This window comes from Acinetobacter variabilis, from assembly GCF_000369625.1.
GTDB classification, from domain to species: domain Bacteria; phylum Pseudomonadota; class Gammaproteobacteria; order Pseudomonadales; family Moraxellaceae; genus Acinetobacter; species Acinetobacter variabilis.
Window position 1 is genome coordinate 46,303 of sequence record NZ_KB850111.1, and the last position, 13,605, is coordinate 59,907.

The following is a 13,605-nucleotide window of genomic DNA, read 5'->3' on the forward strand; positions in this document are numbered from 1 at the left end:
GTTCTAGCAGGGCTTTTTTATTGCATTGAGAAGCCTGCACGACAGTGGCATAATAGCTTCAGTTTCTATTTTTAGGTGATTTGGCAATGGCGATGCGTCCTGCTGTTCGTAACCGTGGCATCATGCTGATCGTGTTTTCAGTCGTACAATGGCTGTTCATGCGCTATATCCTTGCAAACAACCTGTTTAACCTGGACACCAATGACCGTATTGTGTACTTCTGTCTGAGCAGTATTTTAGGTGCACTTGTCATTTTTGTAGGCCTGATTTATATGGTGCTTAAAGGCAATCCTGATCAAGAATCTTAATCAGGCAAGCTGCATATTATGTACGCATTACTCAAGAATTTCTCCAAACTCCCGTTAAGATTCATTCAAAATTTGGCGAAAAGTGTTGGATCACTTCTCTATATCACGAATTCATCGATTCGCCGTACTACAGAAATTAATTTAGGAATTGCCTATCCTGAACTGTCAGCATTGGAACGCACACGACTGGCAAAACAAAGTGTCCAAAGCCAATGCATGACCTATGCCGAGTCAGTTAAAATTTGGGGTTCTGAACCTGAGTTTGCATTAAAACAAATCCGGAATATTCATCATCCAGAGATTTTTATTGATGCACTGAAAAATCCGAATGGAACTTTGGCAGTCGTTCCTCATTTTGGCACTTGGGAGCTGCTTAATGCCTGGGTGAATCAACACACTAGTCCATTCATCATGTATAAGCCAAGTAAAAATCCTGATATTGATCGGTTTATGCTGGAAGCACGGCAGCGTTTAAATGCTACCCTTGTTCCAACTGATGAAACGGGAGTACGGGCTTTATTCAAGCATCTAAAACAAGGTGGATTCGCTGCCATTCTTCCTGACCATGTGCCCAAAGAAAGTGGTGGTATTTACTCACCTTTTTATGGACAGAATGCTCTATCTTCTACCCTGCTCTCTAAATTGGCTGCAAAAACCCAATGCTCTGTGATTGGTCTAAGTTGTTTACGTCATGATGATCTAAACGGCTTTGATATTCATGTAACTGAGTTATCAATTGATATTCTCTCTAAAGACTTACAGCTTTCTGTAGATACCTTAAACAAGGAAATGGAGCGAATGATTAACATTGCTCCAGAGCAGTATTTGTGGGGATATAAACGGTTTAGGAAGTTGGAAAATGACAAAAGTTTATATTACTCATAGTAAAAATTAGCTACTTAAATTAAAACTTAAAAATTAGGTTTAAAATGAAAGATCAGAAAAAAATTCTTTTTATTATTGATCATCTTAAAGGTGGTGGTGCAGAAATTATGACTCTTAATCTTGCAAAAAAACTGCAAGAGAGAGGCTATGAAATAAACATCATAACCTTAATTAATATAAATAATTATAAAGAAAAGACTATGAGTTTCAATATTCAATCTATTGATTTTCCTATTAAATTTGTTAGTGGAAAGTTATTAATAGACAAAAAATTAGAATCTAGTAAGAAAGAACAACTCCAGTCTCTTATTGATGAAATAAAACCTGAAGCTGTTATATTAACTATTTGGTATGCATATTTAAGCATATCATTTATTAATCATCCAAATATATGGATATGGTCACAAGCAGACATTCTTCCTGAATTTAATAAAACTTTAAACCCGATTAAAATATTAAGAAATATATATAAGAAGAGAAAATTTATTAATAAATTTAAGGAAGTGTTTTCAAACAAAAATTTTATCGTACTTAATAAAGATTTAAAATTGAAATATTCTCAAATTTTAGAGAATTCTAATATAAATGTTATTTATAATGGATTAAATTTAAAAGATACAATACAATCTGAAAAGAAAGAAAAAGTATGGGATATTTGCTATGTTGGTCGTTTATCACCTTCCAAACAAATTGAACATGCTTTATTTGCTCTAAAAAATTCTCATATTATTAAAAATATGATTATTATTGGTGATGGAGCAAGAAAAGACAAACTTTTAAAATTAGTCAATCAACTAAATATTAGCGATCGTGTTCATTTTACTGGCTGGGTGGATGAGCCTATCGAGTATATTAAAAAGAGTAAAATATTAGTTCTCCCTTCTCAGACAGAAGGCTTCGGTCTTGTTATTGGAGAAGCTCTATTAAATGGCACTCATGTCGTTGCATATAATTGCAGCGAAGGAGTATCACATCAATTTTTTACCCCTGATATGCAACGCGGTCTAGTACAACCAAATAATCGTGCAGAATTAAAAAATTCTATCGAAGATATATTAGAAAATCCATATCAAATTCCCCCAAACTTATCAGAACGTTACGATATTAAAGAGATGGCTGATAAATTTATTAAGTTAATCGATTAACCGTATATATTCCGCAACAGCATAACTTTGGGTAAAAGATGGATTCAAATTTGTTGAATAATTATCTACCTCTTTTAATGCTTGATTGATTTTAAGCGAAAGTTCAAAAATATTGCCTACAGCAACGAGATTATTAGCTTGTAAAATTTCATTGGGACCTGAAGGGCAATCAGTACTTATAACGGGAATACCCAAAGCTAAAGCTTCTAAAATTACTAAACCCAACCCTTCAAAATCAGACGACAAAACCATAAATTTTGCATGCTTAATATATGGATAGGGATTTTTTTTGAAGCCTGTAAAAATAACCTTGCCTTCTATCCCTAAATCTTTAACCAATTTTTTAGAAGTTTCTAATAGTTCACCAGTCCCGACCAAAACCAGTTTTTCTTGAACATTGGCTTTTGCATAAGCTTTAATTAAAATATCATGTCGTTTCTGTTGCTTAAACTTTCCAACATTTACAATATATGGTTTTTCAATATCAGGAATATATTCATTTGCTGTTGAAACCACTTGTTCCACATCAATCGGATTATAAATTGTAGTAATCCGACTTTTTGAGCCAAATACTTTAATAAAGTCTTTTTCGACACCCTTACTTACTGCTACACAAGGCTTGGCTAAATAAACTTTATCCAACTGTTTTTTCATTCCCTCTAATCTTTCACCATATTCTAAACTCGTCGTGTTATGAATGACTAAATGAACATTCGGTAACTGACTTTTTGATAATATAAAATCAACAGGAAATAAGTTTGATAGGACAAGATCAGGGATCCCAATATTTTTAATAACAAACCGATCAAATGCTTTTGCTGCAAAACTGGCACGCATAAATTTAGGAATTGCACGATACTTTTGATAATCAAAAAAGTGAAGTTTTACGCCCTCAGGAATCGGTAAATCAATAATATTTTTAAAATAAACAATATGTGCTTCATGACCTGCATCAATTAGGCCCTTTGCCAAGGTTAAAGCAAAACGTTCAGCGCCATTTCCCTGTAAAGTAAAAATGGCTAATACGATTGTTTTTTTCATGAAGCACTAATCCTGAATAAATTTTTCTTGATCTAGATTGATCAATCTTTTTTCTGCCTTTCCCATGACCTGCAAATATCGTATAGCCATAGTTATTTGTCCCGCTAACCGCCTTTTTTTAAACTTGTATTTTTCTTTGATAGAGATGAATTCAGGTTTAAAGTGTTCAGAGCGCCCAATGGTCGAATCAAAACTCTCTTGTTGTAAGAGACCATAAGCGCCAAGCTGGTCTTCTTGAATAATCACTGCAGGTTCAACTTGCAAACACTGTAACTCATAAGCCGAAAATATAAATCCATCTGCAATTGCTGGTGCTGTTTGCGCCAAACGATTTAATAATTTTTGCGCGCCACTCGGGTAGAGGATATAACCTGCTGCTCCAGTACGATCTTGATATAATTCATATAATTTGACCTGAGTAGAACCTAAGATACACACGGGTGTCCGACTAATAATTTTTTTACGACTTCTTACTTCTAGATTAATTAAGTCCACATCTGAAAATTGATGCTGTTCAATTTCGTTTAAAATTTCTTTTGTATTGGAAGCCAATACGGCATCATCTTCAAGAATTAAACAGGGCTGATTCCTTTTTATTACTTCTTCCCAGGCTTTTTGGTGACTGAGAAAGCACGCTACCTCAACTTTACGCAAAGGCCTTTGCCAGCCAAAACCAAATTTTTGGTATTGTTCTTCACTCAGATCAGCAACTGAAAATGCTTCTAATATTTCAAAATCCAGTCCTAATTTCCCAAATTGTCTTTTTTGAAAATCACGACGATCCTGTGAACTTTTTAAATTGATAATTAAAGTATTCACAATTACCACCACCTGGTTTTTTCACGCGTATGACGCTGCTTAAAACGGGAATAGACATTATTATTTTGCTCAAGCTGAAGCCGATCAAAAATTTCCAGTACAATTTGCCCAAGTGGATGAATATCGCAGATCTGTTCCAAACGCCAGCGCATATTCCGTAAAGTATCATCTGTGCCTACCGAAAATGCAGATGTACCGTCAAATAGTGCATAACGCTGGTTTTGTAATAAATGCTGATGTTGCTGATTTACTACTAAAGACTGATCACATAAAAAACGCTCAGTTTCCTGTAGTTTTAAAGTATTAATAAGAACCACAGCATTCATAAGAATCGCTTTTAAAGTAATATCTTCATCAAAATCAATAAAAGTATCACATGCTGAAATTAGCCAGCGGATATTTAGCGACTGTATAAGAAAATCCCGTTCAGTCATCCATAATGCTTTAAATTTCGCATAATTATTTTGAGTATCAACCTCACGGCGAATCAAGACAATCAGACTGGCATGGTAATAATTTAATTTAGGCTGCCCAATAAATTCTGATTGCAGCTGTTCGATATGTTCATTGAGATCTTTGGCTGAACCATGCGTATAATTCGGAGTATCGCCCGCGATCATTTCAGTTTTTAATTGCTCAATATCAATATCATCGAATTGGGCATAAACCTTGTCAGCACCAAAGCGACGCTGATGTCGGCTAAATGAAAACCATTGTTCAAACTTACTTTTCTTTCTTACAGGCATGTTTAAACCATTTAATTTGAATTACTGCCAAGCATCCTTGATCCACTGGGATGGCAACACATACCGATACCATTTACCCCCACCACCATTAATGGCATCAGGTGGGTTAATCTCCCCATGGAAAATAATAATTTTTACGCCCTCAGGCTTTACTGGCGGCTTGAAATAAGCCATTGGAATTTTTTGTAGGCAATGGTATTTATAACTTTTGCACCAGCTATCCGGCCAATAGCTAAGTTTCCTCTTCTGGTCTACATACCAAGACAGATAAGCCTGCTCATTACGGAATTTTTGACGGATTTCATCAAAGTGTTCGCGGAAATAGGCCAACAGACCTGGAAAAGCTCCGAGCTTAAAGCGATAAACTGAACTATTCCCAGTAATACGCCATGGTCGTTTCCAGTCATGGATAATCAGAAAGTCACCCGGATGCGTAAAGAATTCATCAATATTATCGACAATGACAACATCCAGATCTAAAAATAAAGCATTGCCTTTCAAACCATAGAGATCAGGTTCAAAGGTAGATAGCTTGTTCCAGCCACGCTCAGGCGCACCTTCAGGCAATGCCAAAGGTGGAATAGGAAAGCATTGCACATTTGGATCAATCCCTTCAGTACGGTCAGTTAAACACACCATTTGAAAATCAACGGTAGTGTGTCGCTTCACCATATTGTAAAGGCGATTGACATATTCAGACCCATATTTTGTGCCCCATTTCATACAGATCACAATATTTTGCTCAGGTGATTGTTTACCCTGAGTCTTAAGGTCATTTTGCTTTGCGTTCATGCACCCATCATCCACCTATGCAATATCAGTATCATACCATTACTGGTACTGACTGAACCTATTGCTTTTCATTTCCGCACAGTTTACCGTAAATCTTATGAAAAAATATAATCTTCATTTTTTCATCACAAGAATTGAATATTTTTCCAGCAGCTTAGATCGAAATAAAGTTCATATTTGAATGATAAATATAGAACAACACTAATTTTAGTCGTTCATTACGCTTATTAGTTTATTTTTACAGTAAATATATAACTTTCCAAAATATGAAACTCGTCATTTTTCTGCAATTTATTGACTTCTCTACCTAACAACTTAATAGTTTTAGTATTTTTCCTAAGATTCAATAAAAATAAAAAAGGACTCAAACGAGTCCTTTTTTATTTACTAAACCTCTTGCGAAAGTATCGTTTTACCTAATTTTTGAATTGGCTAAAACCTTATAAAATGTAGCTTTAGGCTGTTTAAATTTTGACTAACGCAAGAAGTCTACTAATTCACTTATTTTACATAAGTTAACCAGTGTGCATATTTAGGGTCTTTACCCTGAACCGCATCAAAATAAGCTTTCTGGATTTGAGTTGTGATTGGACCACGTACGCCTTCACCAATTTGACGGTCATCATATTCACGGATTGGTGTGACTTCAGCAGCAGTACCAGTGAAGAAAGCCTCATCTGCAATATAGAATTCGTCACGGGTAATACGGCGTTCTACCACTTCATAGCCAAGATCTTTAGCAATGGTAATAATCGATTGACGAGTGATACCGTCTAGCGCGCCACCAGCGATGTCTGGAGTGTGAATTACGCCATCACGTACCAGGAATACGTTCTCGCCTGAACCTTGGCATACATAGCCTTGCGGATCAAGCAGCATTGCTTCGTCATAACCTGAATGTGCCACTTCTTGGTGAGCAAGAATCGACAATGTGTAATTACCAGATGCTTTTGCTTTACACATCGTCACGTTTGGATGATGGTGTGTGAATGATGAAGTTTTTACGCGAATACCTTTCGCCATCGCATCATCACCAAGGTAAGCACCCCAGCTCCATGCTGCAACTACAGCATGAATAGTATTGTCAGTTGCGGCAATACCCAATTTTTCAGAGCCAATAAAAATAATTGGACGTAAATAGCAAGATGCCAATTTATTTTCACGAACCACATCAATTTGCGCTTGTTCTAAAGCTGCGTGATCAAATGGAACTTTCATTTGATAAATTTTTGCAGAATTGAGCAAACGTTTGGTGTGTTCTTTCAGACGGAAAATAGCCGTTCCATTCGGGGTTTCATAAGCACGGACACCTTCAAACACACCCATGCTGTAATGCAAAGTATGTGTTAATACGTGAGTTTTCGCCTCACGCCAGTCTACTAGTTGTCCATCTTGCCAAATAAAACCATCACGATCAGCCAAATTCATGCCACAAACTCCAATTTTTCACAATTATTCACTATCCAGTGCAAATAATGCACTTGGATCAATCAGTCTTTGCCATAACTTGCAAACGGTCTTTCGGGTATCGTGCCAGTCGCTTGCAGACACTTGCATGGATTGATTTGCAAGGGCTAAGCGGTGGCTCTCGGCGCGTTCACGGAGATAAGCTTGAATCAGAGCAGTCGCATCGTCGCTGGATAAGCAACCTGATTTTGCGGCATCCTCAAGGATTCTTACATTGTCGGAGTAATGGGCGAGATCTTTATTCGTCCCACTCCAAGCTAACACCGCATACTGTGCCATAAATTCGATATCAACGATACCACCTGCATCTTGTTTTAAATGAAAAATCCCATCTTTTTTTTGCTCTTTGGAAGAACCCAGATGATCTTTCATTTTCTGACGCATTTTCAGAACTTCACTACGTACATGACAGATATCGCGTTTCTGGGTAAGAATCTTACAGCGTAGTGCTTCAAATGTCTCTCTCAGGCTATCTTCCCCAGCAATGGAGCGTGCACGTACTAAGGCCTGATGCTCCCATAACCATGCATTTTTCAACTGATATTGCTCAAATGCTTTCAGACTAGTGACCAGTAGCCCTGCTTCTCCAGAAGGACGTAGACGGGTATCGACTTCATAGACACGCCCATCCAGTGTTTGTGTGGTCATGAGCGACATAAACTTCTGTGCCACACGCATGGCAAACTCAAAACCGCTAATCGGCTTGAGACCGTCCGTATCTGCCTGCTCACCCATATAATGAATGAAGACTAGATCCAGATCCGAACCATAACCCAACTCAATGCCACCGACTTTGCCATAGCCAATGACGGCAAAAGCCGTATGTTCTATTGAGCAGCGCTGCCCTTCTGCATCCAGCGGAAAACCATGTCGTTTGGCCACAATCTGATAGGCCAGATGCAGCGCAGCATTCACCGAGACTTCTGCAATATCTGTTAAGGCATCCGAGACTTTCATTAAAGGACTTTCTGCCAGTACATCACTGGCAGCTACCGCAAGGACATTGGATTTTTTAAACAGGCGCAGCACTCGCATCTGGTCTTCGACTTGGTCAATTTCAATTCTGAGCAATTGCTGACGCAGGCTGTCTTCCAGATCCTGACGTTTAGGCAATTCGAAATCCATCGACAGGAACTCATCCAGCAATACCGGATAATGGGTAAGTTCCTCACAGATCCAGGGGCTGACAGTCGCCATCTTGACCAAACGCTGTAAAGCACCTTTACTTTCAATCAGCATCACCAGATACACCGTACGACGCATGACTGATTCAACCAATGGCATCAGGCGAACCAGTGCAACTTGCGGTTTATCTGATTCTAGAATCGCCTCTATCAGATAAGGCCAAAACGTTTTTAAACGTTGAATGGCTTTAGCTGGCAATTTTTTTAAGGCATGACCATGCCAGAATTCATGCACCAGATTTTTTGCATGATCATCCAAGACTTCATTCAGCTGTTGTTCCAACTGAGAAAAACTTTTGCCTTGAGGCTCTGGTCCATTTTCCTTGATCAAGTGCTCAAACTGGTAAATCACTTTAGCGCGTTTTTGATCCAGCACTTCCATAAAGGCGGACCAGTCTGCAAAGCCTAAAGTATCCACAATACGTTGACGTAAATCTGGCTCAGTCGGCAAACATTGGGTTTGTTGATCATGCAGCGCCTGAATAGCATGCTCTACCCGACGAAGGAATAAATAGGCATCTTCGAGATCAGTCACCGCCTGTTCATCCAGAAGTTCAGCCTCATCCAGATGATTCAAGCTGACCAGACATTGCCGATCTTGCAGCTCTAACTTGGCTCCGCCATAAATCAGCTGAAAAACCTGCACGATAAATTCAACCTCACGGATCCCGCCTGCCCCAAGCTTGATATCGTCTTCAATATTGCGGCGCTGTACTTCACGCTCAATCATTGCTTTCATTTCACGCATCGCTTCGAAAGCACTGTAATCGACATATTTACGGAAGACGAAAGGACGGGTCATATCCAGCAGTTCATCACCTTCTGGACTCGGATTGACGATGCGGGCTTTGATCCAGGCATAACGTTCCCATTCGCGGCCATGCTGGCTGAGATATTTTTCTAGTGCGGCATGACTGATGGCTAAAGCAGAACCATCACCCCAAGGGCGCAAGCGCATATCGACACGAAATACAAAACCTTCAGCAGTGATATGATCCAGCAGATAGATTAACTTTTGTCCCCATAGGATACAGAACTGCTGAACGTCAATGCATTTACGCCCATCCGTTTCACCCTGTTCATCAAAGGCAAAAATCAGGTCGATATCACTGGAAAGGTTGAGTTCCTGAGCGCCCAGTTTGCCCATCGCAATAATAATAAGATCTTGAACTTTACCGTTATAACCAACTGGCTGACCATATTTGGCGACTAGAGGAATACGGGCAAACTCTTTGGCAGCGCAAATGCAGGCATCGGCGAAATCAGACAGCTCGCGAGTCAGCGTGATGACATTGGTAAGTTGATTGGCATCCTGCCAGATCCAGCGAAACATCAGACGAGCACGTAGAATACGTAAACTACGCATCCACATGGTTTCATCACTGATATTTAATAAATTGGCCTTAATTAAGTTTTGAATCTGTTCAGTGCCGAGTGATCCCTGAAACTGATCAATTGCATAATCCTGATTCAATAGATCTTGATGATTGGCCAATACCTGTTCTGCATACTGACTGGCTCTTAAGGTTTTCTGCAATTGTACCGCGTCCATCACTCGGTGATTCCCTCAAAACTTTTATTTAGTTATAGCAGGAGTTCAGGCCGAGTGGGAACGGTTTTAAAAGAAATTTATGATTTTCAGGACTTTTCAGTATGCAGATCTTCAAGTACCAATGCCTGATGATCATTGGTCACTTTAGGTAAATACACAATAAAGGTGGTTCCAGCGCCTTCTTTAGAATCTACGGCAATCTGTCCATGGTTCAGATCTACAAAACGCTTACATAGTACCAGACCTAGACCTGCGCCTTTCTCATTGTCTGTGCCTTTTAAGCTCACCGTGAGATTTGGTCTAAACAGATTTTCCATCTGTTCTTCAGTCATACCGAGACCAGCATCCTGAACAGTGATCTTGACTTGCTCACCTTCCATTTCAGCAGCCAGAATCACCTGTCCACCCTGATCCACTGGAGTAAATTTCAGAGCATTCGATACCAGGTTCTGCAAGACCGAAGTAATCATGTTGATATCAGCATGTACCTTGATATCTTCAGGAACCTGGTCAATCAGCTCAATATTCTTTTTCAGCGCCAGACTTTTCAGTACATCACAGACAATTTTAGTAGACTGTTTTAATTCATAATTAATCGGATGATAAACAAAACGTCCACCCTCTGCCATCGCCCAGGTCAACAGACTTTCTAACAAGTTATACGTCGATTGAGCCGTATCATATAAATAATCAGAAATACTCTGGATACTGGATTCATCCAGAGTGTCACGTTCCTGCGCCAATACTTCCGAGAAGCCTAACAGGCCATGGAAAGGTGCACGCAGGTCATGAGCAATAATCTGGAAGAATTTGGTTTTACTAAAGTTTTGTGCACATTGTTGTTCGTATAACTCTTTTAGTTCAGTATGCTCTTCATTCAGTTTGACTCGCTTGACTAAAGTTTCAGCAAATTGCTGAACAATAATAATATCTTCCTGATCAAACCCTTCAGTCTGATCATCAAAGAAAACCACCTGCCCTAAAGACTGCCCTTGAGCTGATTTTAAATTAAATGCCACCAGCCGCTGATGGGCGACACCAAGGCTTTTTACGTAATCTGATAATTCTGCATATGCAGGATGATTTTGATCGATCACATCCATTTCTTGTAAATATTTAGGGATGTCCACATTCTGTGGTACGTGTAAACCGCGAAAACCGAGCGGACAGCTGTGCCAGATATAGGGTTCCGTATGGAATCCGATGATACAGGTCTTGGCGCCGAGTACTTTACGCGCGACTTTACAGAAGGTGTCTAATAAATTGTCAGAGGTATAGACACCTAAAATGAGAGATATACGGCACGAGCTTAACTGCTCCGTATTCTGACCGATCTCTAGCAGTTTTAGTTCCATGTCTGCCTCTCTGGATGTTATGGAATAGAGAATAAAAATTACAACCGACTAAATTGATACAATCAATAACAAAGATTCTATATTTACTCAACGTTAAAATCTCATTTATGGACCAAAGGATTTGTTAACTTATTTCTCTAAAGATACATTCATTGTTTCAATGCATTGATATTTAAATATTAAGAATTACTTGAGAAAATATTCTCCTTATAAAAAATTACATATAATTATTTGAAATTCCTGAATTCATTTCAAATTGTTTCGATATCACCTTAATATCCAAATTATACGAAGATAAAAACAGCTCACTTTTCTTCTGATCTTCAGGTAAATAAAAGCCTTTGAATTTTCAAATATATAGATACTACCTATTGTCACTTTCTAGAAAAGTAGAGCGCTGATAATATTAACTTTGACCTAAATCTATTTCTACCTTTTAAATATTCTTAACAATCATAAAATATTGAGAAATTTAAATAGTTTATTTATGCACTAAAACCTATTTCTTAAGTAATCAAAAATATTAAAAGTTTACATTTTTTTACAGTTAACAATGACTTATAGGAACATTCTTGAATTCTTATAAAAAATTAAAATTAATTAGAGTGAATAAAAAAGCGACAAAATGTCGCTTTTCTTTAATTCAGATTACAATCAGTTATCTGAAATCAGGGCAACTTGCTGCACATAGTTAAACAGCTTTTGCTTTGAGGCTGCCACTTCTTCTTCCGGTGCCTGATTTTTTAGATCACGATGCACACGTAAATAATGCTGACGTAAGGTATGACGCTCTGTCGCATTATAGGTTTTGGTAAATTCGTTAATCGCAGGATCACCATCTTTCACGATACGGTCAACCCAACGCTGCAATTGTGCTGTCTTTTTCAAACCCTGTTTCGGAGTCAGATAAGACAGAATCACGGTTTCATTTTCATTACGGAGTAATTTACCAATACGTGAAAATTGACGACGGCGTGCTTCATGTGAACTGATTTGCTGGACATCCAGCAAAGCTTCAATCAGACGCTCTTCAACGGGTAAATTTTTAATTTGTTTCGCACTCAGTTCTGCCAACTGTGCGCCTAAAGCAGCCATACGCTGAACTGCTTTTTTCTGTTCGGTTTTACTTGCGCGTCCCTCTAAAGATTCAAAGTCTTCTTCAGTTAAACTGCTCGGTCGACGTGCCACGATTAATCTGCCTCATAAAATTTTGCCGCAAACAGTGCCTGAATTTCAGATAAAGCCTTTTCCTCATCTGCACCTTCAATCACTAAGCGTAAAGTTGTTCCTTTGCCCGCACCAAGCATCAGCAAGGACATAATATTTTTGGCATCAACCAATTTGTCCGACTTGCCAATCTGGATACTGGAACGAAATTTGGTGGTAACTTCAATGAGTTTACCTGACGCACGCGCATGTAAACCTAGTTTATTAATTACGTCAACAGTCGTATCAATCATGACCAGTGCTTCATTTCTCGGTGGAGGACTTGAATAGACCATTTTGCCTCAAGCGCTTTTTTTAGTCTATCCACAATATAAACAGAACGATGTTGGCCGCCAGTACAACCAATTGAGATGGTCATATAATGACGATGACCCTCAGCAAAGGTCGGCAGCCATTTGTCTAAAAAGTGATAAATATCCTGAAACATGTCTTCGACCTGATCACTTTTCTCCAGGAATTCCTGTACTGATTGATCGAGGCCTGAGTATTTGCGCAGTTCGAGTTCCCAATGCGGATTCGGCAAATGACGGACATCAAAAACATAATCAGCATCCAAAGGAATTCCATGCTTATAGCCAAAAGATTGCAGAATCACAATCAGGTTATCGGTCTGCCCCAGCTTGTACAGCAAGGTATGTTTCAGATCATGCACGCTTTTATCGGTGGTATCGATATGCACTGTGGAACGGAGTTGGATCGGCATTAGCAGGACTTTTTCTTCCTGAATACACTGATGCAGGCTCTTAAAACGAGCAGCCAAAGGATGCGGACGGCGTGATGCACTGAAACGGGCAATCAGCTCCTGATCCTGCGTGGTCAGATAGATGACATCTACCGTACCATGCTGTTGCAACTGTTCAAATACATGGTCGAATTCCTGCAAATCTGCACGGGTACTACGTACATCCACCCCAAGCGCTAACTGTTCCAGATTATTTTCACAATCCAGCTTCGCCACAATTTCAGGAAGTAAGGCCAAAGGCAGATTATCAATACAGTAATAACCCAAGTCTTCAAGTACCTGCAATGCAGAAGATTTACCTGAGCCAGATTGTCCTGTCATAATTAAAATGCGCTTCATGCC

The 13,605-nt window shown here is 38.9% G+C and carries 13 protein-coding genes; 3 read left to right on the forward strand and 10 right to left on the reverse strand.

Going from position 1 to position 13,605, the window contains the following annotated elements:
* The first annotated feature begins 86 nt into the window (after positions 1 to 86).
* The 3 genes from F897_RS00230 to F897_RS00240 are packed head-to-tail and all read left to right on the forward strand — an operon-like array spanning position 87 to position 2,338.
* Positions 87 to 308 carry a hypothetical protein gene (locus F897_RS00230; protein ID WP_005232078.1) on the forward strand — a complete coding sequence of 74 codons (222 nt, stop codon included), beginning with the start codon at positions 87 to 89 and terminating at the stop codon, positions 306 to 308.
* 18 nt (positions 309 to 326) lie between these two features.
* Positions 327 to 1,193 carry a lysophospholipid acyltransferase family protein gene (locus F897_RS00235; protein WP_005232084.1) on the forward strand — a complete coding sequence of 289 codons (867 nt, stop codon included), beginning with the start codon at positions 327 to 329 and terminating at the stop codon, positions 1,191 to 1,193.
* A gap of 44 nt (positions 1,194 to 1,237) precedes the next feature.
* Entirely contained in the window at positions 1,238 to 2,338 is a 1,101-nt protein-coding gene (locus tag F897_RS00240) for a glycosyltransferase (RefSeq protein WP_005232086.1), read from the forward strand.
* On the opposite strand, the gene F897_RS00245 is transcribed toward F897_RS00240, so the two are convergent.
* The 10 genes from F897_RS00245 to rapZ all read right to left on the reverse strand — a co-directional run bounded on the left by F897_RS00245 (position 2,327) and on the right by rapZ (position 13,602).
* Entirely contained in the window at positions 2,327 to 3,379 is a 1,053-nt protein-coding gene (locus tag F897_RS00245) for a glycosyltransferase (protein WP_005232088.1), read from the reverse strand. The genes F897_RS00240 and F897_RS00245 overlap by 12 nt on opposite strands.
* Positions 3,380 to 3,385: 6 nt before the next feature.
* The gene (locus tag F897_RS00250; RefSeq protein ID WP_005232090.1) at positions 3,386 to 4,198 is read right to left on the reverse strand and encodes a glycosyltransferase family 25 protein; all 813 of its coding nucleotides are present in this window, start codon (positions 4,196 to 4,198) and stop codon (positions 3,386 to 3,388) included.
* Between the two features lie 2 nt (positions 4,199 to 4,200).
* Positions 4,201 to 4,944, reverse strand: coding sequence for a hypothetical protein (locus F897_RS00255; protein ID WP_005232091.1), 744 nt, complete (start codon positions 4,942 to 4,944; stop codon positions 4,201 to 4,203).
* A gap of 21 nt (positions 4,945 to 4,965) precedes the next feature.
* Positions 4,966 to 5,736 carry a hypothetical protein gene (locus F897_RS00260; RefSeq protein WP_005232093.1) on the reverse strand — a complete coding sequence of 257 codons (771 nt, stop codon included), beginning with the start codon at positions 5,734 to 5,736 and terminating at the stop codon, positions 4,966 to 4,968.
* A gap of 501 nt (positions 5,737 to 6,237) precedes the next feature.
* The gene (locus tag F897_RS00265) at positions 6,238 to 7,164 is read right to left on the reverse strand and encodes a branched-chain amino acid transaminase (RefSeq protein ID WP_005232095.1); all 927 of its coding nucleotides are present in this window, start codon (positions 7,162 to 7,164) and stop codon (positions 6,238 to 6,240) included.
* Between the two features lie 24 nt (positions 7,165 to 7,188).
* Positions 7,189 to 9,939 carry a bifunctional [glutamate--ammonia ligase]-adenylyl-L-tyrosine phosphorylase/[glutamate--ammonia-ligase] adenylyltransferase gene (gene glnE / locus F897_RS00270; protein WP_034580256.1) on the reverse strand — a complete coding sequence of 917 codons (2,751 nt, stop codon included), beginning with the start codon at positions 9,937 to 9,939 and terminating at the stop codon, positions 7,189 to 7,191.
* 86 nt (positions 9,940 to 10,025) lie between these two features.
* Positions 10,026 to 11,294, reverse strand: coding sequence for a sensor histidine kinase (locus F897_RS00275; RefSeq protein WP_005232098.1), 1,269 nt, complete (start codon positions 11,292 to 11,294; stop codon positions 10,026 to 10,028).
* A gap of 654 nt (positions 11,295 to 11,948) precedes the next feature.
* Positions 11,949 to 12,482 (reverse strand): ribosome biogenesis factor YjgA, encoded by a 534-nt coding sequence (gene yjgA / locus F897_RS00280; RefSeq protein WP_005232100.1) that lies wholly within the window; start codon positions 12,480 to 12,482, stop codon positions 11,949 to 11,951.
* A gap of 2 nt (positions 12,483 to 12,484) precedes the next feature.
* Entirely contained in the window at positions 12,485 to 12,754 is a 270-nt protein-coding gene (locus F897_RS00285) for an HPr family phosphocarrier protein (RefSeq protein ID WP_034169914.1), read from the reverse strand.
* Entirely contained in the window at positions 12,751 to 13,602 is an 852-nt protein-coding gene (gene rapZ, locus F897_RS00290) for an RNase adapter RapZ (protein ID WP_005232102.1), read from the reverse strand. The genes F897_RS00285 and rapZ overlap by 4 nt, the downstream gene beginning before the upstream one ends.
* Positions 13,603 to 13,605: the final 3 nt, after the last annotated feature.

Bases quoted from the DNA above. Each gene is read 5' to 3' on its own strand.
- F897_RS00265 (WP_005232095.1), bottom strand. From the start codon at position 7,164: ATGAATTTGGCTGATCGTGATGGTTTTATTTGGCAAGATGGACAACTA.
- F897_RS00260 (WP_005232093.1), bottom strand. From the start codon at position 5,736: ATGAACGCAAAGCAAAATGACCTTAAGACTCAGGGTAAACAATCACCT.
- F897_RS00230 (WP_005232078.1), top strand. From the start codon at position 87: ATGGCGATGCGTCCTGCTGTTCGTAACCGTGGCATCATGCTGATCGTG.
- F897_RS00240 (WP_005232086.1), top strand. From the start codon at position 1,238: ATGAAAGATCAGAAAAAAATTCTTTTTATTATTGATCATCTTAAAGGT.
- F897_RS00255 (WP_005232091.1), bottom strand. From the start codon at position 4,944: ATGCCTGTAAGAAAGAAAAGTAAGTTTGAACAATGGTTTTCATTTAGC.
- F897_RS00285 (WP_034169914.1), bottom strand. From the start codon at position 12,754: ATGATTGATACGACTGTTGACGTAATTAATAAACTAGGTTTACATGCG.
- F897_RS00245 (WP_005232088.1), bottom strand. From the start codon at position 3,379: ATGAAAAAAACAATCGTATTAGCCATTTTTACTTTACAGGGAAATGGC.
- rapZ (WP_005232102.1), bottom strand. From the start codon at position 13,602: ATGAAGCGCATTTTAATTATGACAGGACAATCTGGCTCAGGTAAATCT.
- F897_RS00275 (WP_005232098.1), bottom strand. From the start codon at position 11,294: ATGGAACTAAAACTGCTAGAGATCGGTCAGAATACGGAGCAGTTAAGC.
- glnE (WP_034580256.1), bottom strand. From the start codon at position 9,939: ATGGACGCGGTACAATTGCAGAAAACCTTAAGAGCCAGTCAGTATGCA.
- F897_RS00235 (WP_005232084.1), top strand. From the start codon at position 327: ATGTACGCATTACTCAAGAATTTCTCCAAACTCCCGTTAAGATTCATT.